This window comes from Raineya sp. (assembly GCF_053497555.1).
On sequence record NZ_JBRCWE010000012.1, the window covers coordinates 1 to 13,358 of the forward strand.

At 38.4% G+C, this 13,358-nt stretch carries 10 protein-coding genes; 4 read left to right on the forward strand and 6 right to left on the reverse strand.

All coding sequences use genetic code 11. The annotated features are described in order from the left end of the window. Positions 1 to 163 precede the first annotated feature (163 nt). From ACWITO_RS01180 to ACWITO_RS01195, 4 genes are all read right to left on the reverse strand, one after another. A complete protein-coding gene (locus ACWITO_RS01180; RefSeq protein ID WP_448528181.1) occupies positions 164 to 922 on the reverse strand; it encodes an exodeoxyribonuclease III in 759 nt (252 codons plus the stop codon). 17 nt (positions 923 to 939) lie between these two features. Continuing rightward, positions 940 to 2,313, reverse strand: a complete 1,374-nt coding sequence (locus ACWITO_RS01185; protein ID WP_448528182.1) for a hemolysin family protein — start codon at positions 2,311 to 2,313, stop codon at positions 940 to 942. A gap of 92 nt (positions 2,314 to 2,405) precedes the next feature. After that, on the reverse strand, positions 2,406 to 2,636 hold the full coding sequence (locus ACWITO_RS01190; protein ID WP_448528183.1) for an AtpZ/AtpI family protein: 231 nt from the start codon (positions 2,634 to 2,636) through the stop codon (positions 2,406 to 2,408). 14 nt (positions 2,637 to 2,650) lie between these two features. Next, positions 2,651 to 4,930, reverse strand: coding sequence for a penicillin-binding protein 1A (locus tag ACWITO_RS01195; protein ID WP_448528184.1), 2,280 nt, complete (start codon positions 4,928 to 4,930; stop codon positions 2,651 to 2,653). 105 nt (positions 4,931 to 5,035) lie between these two features. On the opposite strand from ACWITO_RS01195, the gene ACWITO_RS01200 reads away from it, so the two are divergent. Then, the gene (locus tag ACWITO_RS01200) at positions 5,036 to 6,763 is read left to right on the forward strand and encodes a hypothetical protein (RefSeq protein WP_448528185.1); all 1,728 of its coding nucleotides are present in this window, start codon (positions 5,036 to 5,038) and stop codon (positions 6,761 to 6,763) included. A gap of 91 nt (positions 6,764 to 6,854) precedes the next feature. Here ACWITO_RS01200 and ACWITO_RS01205 read toward each other — a convergent pair whose 3' ends face one another. Then, positions 6,855 to 7,538 (reverse strand): hypothetical protein, encoded by a 684-nt coding sequence (locus ACWITO_RS01205; protein WP_448528186.1) that lies wholly within the window; start codon positions 7,536 to 7,538, stop codon positions 6,855 to 6,857. Positions 7,539 to 8,006: 468 nt separating this feature from the next. Then, positions 8,007 to 8,153, reverse strand: a complete 147-nt coding sequence (locus tag ACWITO_RS01210; protein WP_448528187.1) for a hypothetical protein — start codon at positions 8,151 to 8,153, stop codon at positions 8,007 to 8,009. 274 nt (positions 8,154 to 8,427) lie between these two features. On the opposite strand from ACWITO_RS01210, the gene ACWITO_RS01215 reads away from it, so the two are divergent. The 3 genes from ACWITO_RS01215 to ACWITO_RS01225 all read left to right on the forward strand — a co-directional run bounded on the left by ACWITO_RS01215 (position 8,428) and on the right by ACWITO_RS01225 (position 13,217). Beyond that, a complete protein-coding gene (locus tag ACWITO_RS01215; protein WP_448528188.1) occupies positions 8,428 to 10,248 on the forward strand; it encodes a tetratricopeptide repeat protein in 1,821 nt (606 codons plus the stop codon). Positions 10,249 to 10,257: 9 nt separating this feature from the next. Next, positions 10,258 to 10,704, forward strand: a complete 447-nt coding sequence (locus ACWITO_RS01220; RefSeq protein WP_448528189.1) for a hypothetical protein — start codon at positions 10,258 to 10,260, stop codon at positions 10,702 to 10,704. A 119-nt stretch (positions 10,705 to 10,823) separates the two neighbouring features. Further along, a complete protein-coding gene (locus ACWITO_RS01225; protein ID WP_448528190.1) occupies positions 10,824 to 13,217 on the forward strand; it encodes an endonuclease MutS2 in 2,394 nt (797 codons plus the stop codon). Positions 13,218 to 13,358: the final 141 nt, after the last annotated feature.

Genomic DNA, 13,358 nt, shown 5'->3' on the forward strand with positions numbered 1-13,358 from the left:
ATTTTGCTTAATTTTCTTGCAAATTTTTTTGCATTTTTTTACAAGTAAGATTTTGATTATCAAACTATTAGATACTTTTTAAGGGACGACTAAGTAAAAAGAAAAAATATAGGAAATACGACTATATTGAGCAGTTTCACACCATAATTACACCTTAAAAAGCCTATAAGTCAATCTCCACCATTGTAGGGCAATGGTCTGAATGATATGCTTGTGAAAGGATAAATGCCTTTTGTAGAGCGGGTAAAAGGGGCTTAGAAATCATTTGGTAATCAATACGCCAGCCTAAATTCTTGGCTCGGGCATTGCTACGCATACTCCACCAAGTATAATGATGCGGCTCAGGGTTTAGATGGCGAAAGGTATCAATGAAGCCTAAATTCAAAAATTCTGTAAGCCAAGCCCGCTCTTCAGGCAGAAAGCCTGTACTATTAGCATTCGCTTTGGGATTGTGAATATCAATCGCCTGATGACAAATATTAAAATCGCCACAGATTATCAAGTTTTGGTGAGTTTTGGGCTTTATCCATTCATAAAAATCTGCTAAAAACTGCATTTTGATAGCCTGCCTTTCCTCCCCACTTGAACCCGAAGGAAAATACACGCTCATCAGCGTAAAACTATCAAAATGAGCTTGTAAAATTCTTCCTTCTTGGTCGTAAAGCTCTTTACCACAGCCTTTTTCAATGGCATTTGCCTCTTTTTTGCTCAAAATAGCAACTCCACTATACCCCGCCTTGCTTGCAGGGAAAAGATAACAATGATAACCCAAATTTTCAAAAATCATATATGGAAACTGCTCAGCATCAATTTTTATTTCCTGCAAACAAAGCACATCGGGGCTGGCGGCTTTGAGCCATTCGGCAAAACCTTTTCGCAAAGCGGCACGAATACCATTTACATTGTAGGAAATGATTTTCATAGAAAAGTTTAGAGGGGCTATTCAAAATTGATGGCGGGTTTTTCTTCACGTACAGGCTCTACAAGTTTGAGCAGTACGCTTTCAATTGCATTATTTTCTTTGTGTAAAATCTTGAAAATATAATGCTCGCTTTGCCACTCTTCGTTTTCTTGGGGTATGTTGCCAAAAACTTCATTGATAAAACCTGCAACAGTGTCGTAATCTTCGCTAGTAGGAATCGGTTCGGGCAGAAATTTATTGACTTCATCTATACTTGCCAAGGCATTGACAATAAATTCGTTTTCACTTTTTTGTTGTACCACGGGCATTTCGTTATCGTATTCGTCTTGAATATCACCGACAATTTCCTCTAAAATATCTTCCATTGTTACAATACCTGCCGTACCGCCATAATCATCAAGCACTACTGCCATTTGAATACGCTTTTTCTGCATTTCACGCAAGAGCAAATTGATAGATTTTCGCTCCGAAACCTGATAAGGCTTACGCATCAGAGATTTTACGCTGACATTTGGGTTTTGAAGGTTTTTGATTACATCTTTGGCGTGCAAAATACCAATAATATTATCCAAAGAATCTTCATATACAGGCAAACGGGAATAGTCTTCTCGCATAATTAGTTCCAGTGCCTCTTGCAAGGTTGCATCAGACTTGATACCAACAATTTTGGTACGAGGTGTCATTATTTGCTCGGCGAGGCGGTCATCAAATTTGAATACGTTTTCCAGCAGTTCGTGTTCGGTGGTGTTGATAGTACCGCTTTTCTTGCTTTCAGCGAGAAGCAAACGAATTTCATCTTCTGTGTGCGTGTCGTGTCCGTGTATTAGTGGCACCCCAAAAAGTTTCAAAACAAAATTAGCAAAGCCATTAAGAACCCAAATAAAAGGACGAAATAATACATAAAACGCTTGCAAAGGCATTGCCAGCAAAAGCGTAGTACGTTCAGGGTAGCGAATAGCAAGCGATTTGGGGGCAAGCTCTCCAAAAACAATGTGCAGAAATGTAATAAGTGTAAAAGCCGTAACCAGAGCTATCTGATGCAGTAGTTTCTCATCTATTTGGATATTGAAAAGGTCTAAAATTTGGGAAATAATTTTGGCTACAACAGGCTCTCCTATCCAACCCAATGCCAAACTGGCAAGTGTAATTCCCAATTGAGTAGCCGAAAGGTAAGCATCAAGGTTATTGACAATGTGTAGGGCATTTTTAGCAAGGCGGTTGCCTGATAAAGATTTGGTTTCTACTTGGGAGGCTCGTACCTTCACGATTGCAAACTCTGCCGCAACAAATAAGCCGTTCAGTATGACTAAAAAAATGGTAAGTAATATCTCACTGCCCATATCAAGGTGATAAAATGAAACAAACACGCTTTTAGCAAAACGTGCAGGCAATAGTTTGTTTGTAGGTTTAATAAATTTGCCTTATTGCAAAGATAGGTATTTTTTTAGAAATTCTTTACCTTACGTAAGAAAATTTTGATAGGCTACTTTTTAGGTAAGAAATTTTTGACGACAGAAATGATAGAGGCAATCACTGCCATAGTGGTCAGCCCCAGTGTCCAGTAAGGTTGCGAGAGATTTTGTCTTTCATCAAGATATAAGCCTGCCCATACAGCCAGCCCAATGGTGGCAATCATCTGAAAAGCTATGCCCGAATACTTGGCATAGCCTTCCAAATCTTTTTTTTCTTTGCCATCAAACTTAAAAAACTTCATAGAATTTGCTTGGCTTATCTTCGCTTTTTCCTTTTTTCGTCCCCTACCCTTTCAATATTGGCTTTCATTTTTGCACAATCCAATTCGTCCAAATCTAAATCAGCAGGTTTTTCAAAAGGACGAGGCTTGTAAGGAAGCGAGTTATCGTTATAGACTTTTGTCATAAAGCGAGCAAAAGCAGGCAAAGCCAGTATCGCTCCTTGCCCTTCGTACATACTCAAAAACCTTACGGCTTTATCATCACCACCTACCCAAACCCCTGTGATAAGGTCTTGTGTTACTCCCACATACAGGGCATCAGCTTGGTGCTGTGTTGTACCTGTTTTACCACCAATTTGAGCATTATTTTTCCATAAAGCAGGATAAGCACGTAAAAAAGATGATGTTCCTCCCTTTTCTGTACCTGCCATTAGCATATCTAGCATCATATACGCCTTTTTTTCACTCATTACCTCCCGAATTTCGGGTACAAACTCTTCCAATACTTTTCCATTTCGGTCGGTAATTTTGGTTACCATTACAGGTCTGATGTGATAACCTTTGTTGGCAAACACCGTATAAGCCGAAAGCAGTTCGTACATAGGCATAGCGTGAGAGCCAAGACAGATAGAAGCTACACGAGGCAACTCACTTTCTACCCCCAATTCTTTGGCATATTTACGAACTTCATCTACACCAATTTCTTTGGTAAGCCCTGCGGCAACGGTATTGATAGAAAGCCCCATTGCTCGGCGAAGCGGATACATTCCTCCTGTATAGCCCCCTTCTTGCTTGGGTATCCAGCCAGGGAAAACCACAGGCACATCAGGCATTTCGTGGCAGGGTGTATAACCCACATTTACAGCGGCGGCATACACAATAGGCTTGAACGTAGAACCGGGCTGATGACGAGCCTGACGCACTTGGTCGTACTGAAAATGGCGATAGTTGATATTTCCTACCCAAGCCTTGATATGCCCTGTTTTGGGTTCTATGCTCATCATTCCAATTTGCAAGAATTTTTTGTAATGACGAATGGAATCCATTGGCGACATTAGCGTATCTTTTTCACCTTGCCAAGTAAAAATTCTCATTGGGCGAGGTTTGTTCATCTCGTTCCAAATTGCTTTTTCGTCATTGCCATACTTAGCTTGCAAAATTTTGTAGGTATAAGATTTTTTGGCATTTTGCTCAATATAACCAATTTTTTCCCTACCATATTCATCAACCCAGGGGTTTCTGCCAATAGCCTTCCAGTGGGCATAGAAACGCTGTTGTTTTTCTTTCATATGCTCGGCGGCGGCTTCTTCGGCAAGAGCCTGCAAACGGCTATCAATGGTGGTATAAATTTTCAATCCTGCGGTGTAGATAAAATCTTTGGCTTCTTTTTCGTTGTTGGCATAGCCTTTATCTATTGCCCACTTGATAACCTCTTTGAACACTTCGTTTCTGAAATAAGGGGCTATCCCTTCCGAATTGTCTTGTGGGTGATAGTCCAGACGAATAGGTTCATTTTTTGCTTTCTGAAAATCTTCGTCAGTGATAAAATTATATTGCTTCATTTGCCCAAGCACCACATTTCGGCGTTCAATACAGGCTTGTTGCTTTTGCGGATTCACGGGGTCGTACTTGGTAGGTGCTTGCAACATACCTATCAGCATAGCGGCTTCGGTAAGCGTGAGGTCGGAAGCATTTTTATTGAAATAAGTCTTTGCCGCCGATTGTATGCCAAAAGCATTTCTACCAAAAGCACACTCGTTGAGGTACATCGTAATAATTTCTTTTTTGGTATAATTTTTTTCCAAACGCACTGCTGTAATCCATTCTTTGAACTTGATGATACCCAAGCCCAAATAAGGTATTTTGGCAAGCGGACCACGATTTTCTTTGGCACGTGTATCAAAAAGGTTTTTGGCAAGTTGTTGGGTAAGCGTACTACCTCCTCCTGCACCGCCCATTTTGGTAAGCACCCTTGCCAGAGCTTTGGCATCAATGCCGGCGTGTTGTTCAAAGCGTATATCTTCGGTAGCTATCAAGGCGTTGATAACGTAAGGCGAGATTTCTTCAAAGTCCAGCGGCTGTCTATCTACGGTAAAATACTTTCCCATCAGTTTGCCATCGGCACTATACACTTCGGAGGCTTGTTCGCTTTTAGGATTTTCAAGAGCTTTCAGACTGGGCATTTCACCAAATAAACCCATAAAATTGATAGCAATAGCCCAAATAAACAACGCAATAAACGTTACCCCCAAAAAAAAGCCATACCACACCCAACGGATTGCACGGCGGTATTTTCCTTTTTCAAATTTTATCATTTGGCTTAAAAATTTATGCAAATTTACAACAAATTGTAAGCGAATAGTTGTTTTTTTATTGATTTTTTTTGAAATTGTTACCGCAAAATTTATGCTCAATTTTTTATGGAATATTTGGAGTTTTCAAAATATCGCGATAGCCAAGCCTTTCAAGAGGCAATGCGTATCAAAGAATTAGAAACCATCATTCGCCTTTGTGATGAACTCAAAAGCCTCAATAGCGATATAAATCCTTTCATTTATTTCCGAAAGGCACAGGCTCTCTTTGGTTTGGGCAAAGAAGAAGAGGGAATGAAAGTGTTGCAGATAGCCCAAGAAATTTTTACTGAAAACTATGGTAGCGTAGAGCAAGCTCACTCTTGGAACAAAGATATAACCGAACTTTACTTAAAAATCTTAACCGAACAAGCCAAACGCTCTCTGACACAACCTGCCAAAAGCCTTTGGCTCTACAACGAGGCTTACCAACTCACCAAAGAGCCCGAACAACGCTACGAACTCAAACAAAAACGTCATCAAGCCTATCTGGATTTGGTGCATAGCAACTATTCTTTGAAAAAATTTGCCTACATTGAAGAGGAACTACCCTCGCAAGAACCCTTCTGGATTACCCCCTTGCTCACACAAGATACAGGCAATATCAACCTGATAGGTGGAGCAGTACGGAAAGGCTCTTTTTGGGTAGCTCACCCCTACCGTAAGCGTGTATATTACCATTTTTCAGATGCCGAACAACTGCTTTTTAACGATTATTTGCAAGAATTTATCCAACTCGTACAGCATCTGGGAGCAAAAGAAATTGTATTGGAATACATCAACGAAAGACAGCAAGAAGGTACTTTAGACCCTGCCGCCGAAAAGCTCCCTGATGATGTTAGCGGTAGCTCTCGGAAAGCCTCTGTTACAAGCATTACACATCAATTTAGCCCCTCGCAAAAGGCTCACATACCCACACATTTGGTTTGGCTTGCAGGGCAAAGCGAGTGGCAAAATCTTATTGCCGAACGCACACAAGGCTCACTGACCTCTTTTGAAACATTTTTTAGCTCTAAAAATCTCCTGCAAATTTCAGAAGCAGAATTAGAAGATGTGCAAGAAGAGCTAAATGAACTTGTAAGTGCCTTTCAAAATGTAGGAAAAGTAGAAAGTGTAAAAAAACGCCGCAATAAACGCATTTCTCGCATTACCGAAAATGTAGGAATTTCTCTACAAAATGTTTGGCAAACGGTAGAATGTAAGATAAAAGTTATTTTTGCTCCATTAGAAGAGCTCAAGCAGGAAATCAATTTACAAACACTACCACTGGTAGATATTGATTTGCCCGAACCCTCGGCAGAAAATCGTAAAATGAAAGCTGTTGATGTTTCAAAAATTGTAACCGAAGTAGTTGAAAAAATACAAGTAAATACAGAAACGCAAAAACCCATTTCTGCCAAAGAAACTCGCCTCACCACACCCGCCGAAGAGGAAACAGCTTACGATAAATGGAAAAAAATGGTTGCAGAAACACAAAAAGAGCAAAAAATAGAAATTAGTGAAACAGAAAAAGATTTGAGCAAAAATAGGCGTGATGAGCAATCTGCCGAAGAAGAAATAAAAACACAGCCCGAAAAAATACAAGAAAACCCAACTTCCGAACTTAAAACAGAAGAAAGAGATAGCGATGGCTTCACCAAAGATGAGCGTTTCTATTATGAAATGTTGCAACACGCCTATCAAGATGGCTATATTTCGGAAGATGTACGCAAAGTATTAGAACGCCGCCGCCAACGTTTCAAAATTTCCGAAGAACGTGCCGCCGAAATAGAAAGAATGATGCTGGAAAAAAAATAAAAAGGCTTTGAACGTTTTAAGTTTGAATAACAAATAACAAACGAGGTTGCTAATGCTAATAGTAACCTCGTTTGTTTATCCCCAAAACTTATCACGGCTTTATGAGTTCTTCGTATTTTAGCACTACTTGCATCAAGCCGTTGAGTTTTTCGGTGTTTATTTTTTCTTTCTTGATAAATTCTTCTAAGTCTTTTTTCTTATCCGAAAAGATACCTAAAACTTCTTTTCGCTTTCCCTGCGTAAAATAGGTTTTTCCATTGGGTAGTACCAAAACGAAACTATCATCTTTCTCTAAGGCTTCTGTTTTCAAATTGCTTGCGTAGCTATCGGTATCGGTAGATTTACGAGGTTTGCGATGATGTCTGTAATATACTTTTACATCTTTTTCGTAAATGATTTGAACGTAACCATAGGAAATTTCAGGCAAATTGGTCAGGAAAGTGAATTTATATTCTTTGTCCTGATAAAGAATATGAAACTTTTCTACTTGCCCTTGTGGCAATACAATTTCTTTGCCATCTTTTAGGATATGAATTTGGTCGGTAAGGGCATTGTAACGAATTTTGTAGGTTTCTTTTTTGCTTCCATAAAAAATATATCCTTCTGCCCAATCTACTACAAAAGGACTGCCCACATCAACATTAAAAGTTCCACCCTGTTGGAGAGCTGGATTTGCCCCTTGGGGGTCTAATACATCAGCCAAAAGCATTCTTTGTGCATTCAAATACAAAGATGAAAAGAAAAGTAAAGCGAAAATAAAGATGAATTTTCTCATAAATGATAGAAGTTTTTTTGCCTCAAATTTAGTAAAAACATTGATTTTGGGTAATTATTTACGTTCAAAAAGTTCAAAGTTTGATGTTTAAGCCTTTAAGTGCCTTATCCCTCATTTTTTCTGTCTGATTTCAAAAATCCTGTTTCCTGTATCTTGTTTCCAGCTTACTTACTACAAACTATACCTAAAAATTATGATTTTAGAAAACAAAACAAGCTAAAAATCGTTATTAGAATATAAAAAAAGTACAATTTTAGTTCTTTGAAAAGAAATTTTTTTAGCGAATAGCTTGCAAAATTCGCTATCCACATTGTAGCAAAAAATTTGTGGAAAAGTAGTGGTTTTTTGTGGAAAACCTGTGGAAAAGTCTGTGGAAATTTATTTTTGGCATAATTTTTGAAGAGAGAATTTTTCCACTTTTTGCCCTGTGGAAAGCTGTGGAAAAGCCAGTTTTTTTCCACATATTAGTTAAAATTTTCTACAAAACTTACATCTATTTTTAAGCAATTTTCCACCGAGTAAGGTAGGGTTATCCACAAAAATCGGGTAGTTTTCCACAGGTTTCCACAGCTTATCCACAGAATTTAGAGGCAAAATGTGAATAAAGTTATCCACACACTTTTCCACATTTTACAAAAAATATTGTGGAAAACTTTTTGTAAAAAACTGATTTTTAATATTTTATGAATGTTGAAAAAGTTTTCCACAATCCACATTTTTCTGTTGATAACAATATTATTTCATACAAAAGCGGTTTTCCACAGCCCCTAGTAATAATAATAACAAAAAATTAAAAAAAATATTATTATTACATAAAGAAAAAGCTGTGGAAAAATTTTCGCTTGCGAAAGTCAAAAAAATTTCTTATTTTCAGAAAAAATCGGTTTTTATGAAAACAAATCGTCTTGGAAAAATACTACAATTTGTATTTTTCATTTTCTTACTACATACTTCTGCAGCGGCACAAGATTTTCAACTTGCCGAAGAGTATTTCGTACAGGGCAAATACGAAAAAGCCAAAGATATTTACGAAAAGCTCGCTCGCCACTCTTACAACTGGCGAAGCATACATCAAAATTATTTGCTTACGCTGATTAACTTGAAAGACTACAAAACCGCAGAGGAATTTTTGCGAAAGCAAATCAAGCAAGAGCCTGAAAATGTGTTCTATAAGGTTGATTTTGCTGTTATTTTAGAAATGCAAGGCAAAATGAAAGATGCAGAAAAAGAATATTTGGCTCTTATTGAAACAGGTAAAAAAGATAGAGAAAGAGCGAAAACTGCTTACGAAGCCCTTGAAAAATATGATAAATACGAATGGGCAGAAAAGCTGTTTTTAGAGGCTCGTAAGTACGATAATACTTCCGATAAATATGCTCTGCAACTCACCGAAGTTTATGCCAAACTTGGCAAGAAAAAGGAATTACTTCAAGAAGCTATTAAACTTTACAATAAAAGCGAAGATTATAGCGAATATGTAAAGGGGACTTTGCAAGATGAATTCCGAACTGAAGATGAATTAAACTTTGTTGAAGAAACCTTGCTTGCCAAAGTGCAAGAAGAGCCAAATCACAGAGCCGCCAATGAGCTACTTTTATGGCTTTATATGCAACAAAAAAACTTCTTGAAGGCTTTTGTGCAGGCAAAAGCTATTGACAAACGCTTCAAAAAGCAAGGCTCTCAACTCTTTGAAATAGGACGTATAGCCTTTGAAAACAAAGATTATCCCGCTACCGAAAAAATTTTGAGTTATTTTGTGGAGCAATACCCCAACGATGCTCTTTATTTTATTCCTGCTCGTAGGTACTTGATAAAGGCTCGTGAGGAAGTTATCAAAAATACTTTTCCAATTGATAAGGAAAAAGTAAAGGCGGTTATTCAAGATTATCAGGAACTTATCAATTCGCAAGGTAAAGCTAAAACCGTAGAGGCTCTGAAAGATATGGCACATCTGTACGCTTTTTTCCTTGATGAAAAAGAAAAAGCTATTGAACTACTGCAAGATGCCATTAGCGAAGCCAAATACAATAGCAAATTGGTAGCTCAATGCAAAATAACCTTGGGAGATATTTATGTGCTAAAAGGTGAATTTGGTGAAGCGGCTTTGCTCTATTACCAAGCAGAACGTGAACAAAAAGACTCCCCCATCGGGCACGAAGCCAAACTCAAAAATGCAAAACTTAGCTATTACAAAGGTGAATTTGAAACTGCTCAGAGCCATTTGGATATTTTGAAAAATGCTACTTCTCGCGAAATTTCTAACGATGCTATTGATATGAGCGTATTTATTCAGGATAATACAGGAATGGATAGCACCGAAACAGCTATGCGTGAGTTTGCTCGTATTGACCTTCTGATTTTCCAAAATAAACTTGATGAGGCTCTCAAATCACTGGAAGCAATGCTTAAAAAATTTCCCAACCACAGCCTTAGTGATGATATTTATTGGGCAAAGGCAAATATCTTTATTCGTATGGGAAAGCCTCAAAAAGCTATAGAAATGTATGAGCTTATTTTGAAAGATTATGCCTTTGATATTTTGGCTGATGATGCCCATTTTGCTCTTGCCAAAACTTACGAGGAATTTTTACAGAACAAAGAGAAAGCCAAAGAGTTGTATCAGGAACATCTGACCAAATTTCCGGGAAGTAGGTATGTAGCAGAAGCTCGCAAAAGATTTCGTATCTTGCGTGGCGATAAGCTCAAATAGGTACAAAAAATGCAAAAGTTGAGCAGTTATTTTACGGTATATTTGTTTGCAAGTGTAAAGTTTGCCCTGGCACCGCCTACGGGCATTGCTTTGGGGCTTACCCAATTAGAAACTATCCTTTGTACCGTAGCGGGAATGAGTACAACCGCTTTCCTGATACCATTGCTTGGGGAAAAATTTTTTGCTTATCTGCGGAAAAGGCGTTTGCAAAAGGGTAAAAAAATTAAAATTTTTTCGCCTCGCAAACGAATGATTGTGAAAATTTGGCAAAAATTCAGTATTTGGGGTATTGCTTTTCTGACGCCTATTCTGTTTAGTCCTATTGTAGGTTGTGCGATTGCAGTTTCTTTTGGTGTGCCTCGCCCAAAAATATTACTCACAATGGGATTAAGTGCTTTGTTTTGGGCTTTCCTGATGACACTTGGTAGTGAGTGGATAGCCCAATGGTGGCACTAAAACGAGGGGCTTCTGGAAAACAGAAAAAAGAAATAGGAAGCAAAATTCTGTAACTTGAAATTCTGCAAGTCTTGTAAATCAGCTAAATTCTGCCGTAAATTTGCGAAAAAAATATTTCAATGCTTTATCCAAAAAATATTGAACAAAAATTAGGTTTTGATAAAATCCGTGAGCTAATTGCTGAAAATTGTTTGAGTAACTGGGGCTTGCAGTATTTAGAAAAAATGCGTTTTTCTGACGATTACGAGCATATCAGCAGGCTTACTGCTCAAACCCAAGAAATGAAAGATATTTTGCTCTTTGATGAACCTTTTCCTCATCAGAATTTTCTCAATGTACAAGAGGCTTTGCAAAAAATTCCTATTCAGGGGGCTTTTCTTGCCGAAAATGAACTCTTTCAGCTCAAAAGTTCCCTTGCTACTATTCGGGAGTGTTATTCTTTTTTACAAAACCGCAAAGAGCGATATTTACAACTTGCCGATTTGCTCAAACTTGTAGAAATTGATAAAAAGATTTTTCAGCGTTTGGAGCAAGTGATTAACGATAGAGGTAACATCAGAGATTCGGCTTCCGCGGCTTTGCAAGATATCCGCCGAAAAATAATTGGCGAAGAGCAACAATTGCAGAAAGTAACTGATAAAATTTTACGACAAGCCAAACAAGCAGGTTGGGCAAATGAAGAGGCTTCGCTCACTATACGTGGTGGTAGAATAGTAATACCTATCGCCGCCGAGCATAAACGCAAACTAAAAGGCTTTATTCACGATGAATCTGCCACAGGACAAACGGTTTTCATTGAACCTGCTGAAATTTTAGACCTCAACAATACGCTCAAAGAGCTACAAGCCCAAGAACGCCGAGAAATTATCCGTATTCTTACAGAAACAACGGATTTTTTACGTCCTTTTTTGCCTCATTTGCAAAGAGCCTATCAGTTTTTAGGGCTAATAGATTTTATCAGGGCAAAAGCAAAGTTTGCGATAAAAATCAATGCCAATGCTCCTATTTTTGAGAAAAAAACAAAAGTTCTATGGAAAAATGCCATTCACCCTTTGTTGTGGCTTTTGCATAGCAAGGAAAATAAGCCTATTGTCCCGCTTCATATTGAACTTTCCGAAAATCAGCGGATAATTGTAGTTTCGGGACCCAATGCGGGCGGAAAGTCCGTAGCTCTGAAAACCGTGGGGCTTTTGCAGTATATGTGGCAATGTGGCTTGCTTGTTCCTATGGCAGAAGGCTCGGTGATGGGGCTTTTTCAGGATATTTTCATAGATATTGGAGATGAGCAGAGCCTTGAAAACGATTTGAGTACATACAGCTCCCACCTGACGGCTATGCGTCAGTTTGTTAATCTGGCTTCTGAAAAAACGCTATTTCTGATAGATGAATTTGGTACAGGTACGGAGCCTCGCCTGGGTGGGGCAATCGCCGAAGCTATTTTAGAGGATTTGCACGAAAAAAAGGCTTTCGGGGTGATTAACACGCATTACGGAAATCTAAAAACTTTTGCTCAAAACAAAAAAGGTATTACCAATGCCGCTATGCGTTTTGATACGCAAAATTTAGAGCCTTTGTACGAATTAGAAATCGGGCAGGCGGGGAGTTCTTTTGCCTTTGAAATAGCCAAAAAGATTGGTTTGCCAAAAAAAATTCTTGCCAAAGCCCAAGAAAAGCTCAGCAGTGCCGAAATCAACTATGATAAACTGCTCAAAGAATTGGAGCAAGAACGCAAAACTCTGAAAGATAAAATTCAGGAAATTGCCCAAAAAGAACAAGAATATCAGGCTTTGCTGAAAAAATATCAGGAGCAAACGGCTTTTTTGGAAAAAGAAAGAAAAAAACTGCTCAACGAAGCCAAAATAGAAGCCCAAAAACTCTTGCAAGAAGCAAATCAGAAAATAGAACAAACTATTCGTCAGATACGTGAGCAAAAAGCCGAAAAAAGCATTACAAAAGATTTGCGTAAAGATTTAGAAGAATTTAAGCAAAAATTGCAAGTAGAAGAGCTTGGGGAGGAAAGCGAAAATCAGGATATTGAAGTAATAGGCGGCGAAATACAGGTAGGCGATTGGGTTCGTATCAAGGGGCAAAATACGCTTGGCGAGGTTTTGCAAATTCAGGGGAAAGATGCTGAAATTGCGATGGGGGAGTTGCGTTCTGTGGTAAAGTTCAATCGTTTGGAGAAAATCAGCAGAAAAGAGGCTAAAAATGAACAAAGAAAGTTTGCCAAAAAAAGTATCGGTATCAATCTGACAGAAAAGCTCGCAAATTTTAGCAGTCAGATTGATGTACGTGGCAAAAGCACCGAAGTAGCTTTGCAAGAAGTGGATAAGCTATTGGACGATGCCCTGCTGGCGGGTTTTAATGAAGTTCGTATTTTACACGGCAAAGGTGATGGTATTTTGCGTAAAATGATACGAGAACATTTGAAAAAATATGATTTTGTAGCATCTTTTGCCAGCGAACACGCCGACCGAGGGGGCGATGGTTATACGATTGTAAAGATTAGGTAGTCGTCCCTTAAAAAGTCTGTTTAGAGAAAAATCAAAGTGTAACAATAGAAATTTCCTCCCAAAAAGATGAATTTTTAAGATGTATTATCGGGTTTAGAGCGATGATGTCGCTTAGAGCGACATCATCGCTTGCTACGTCTG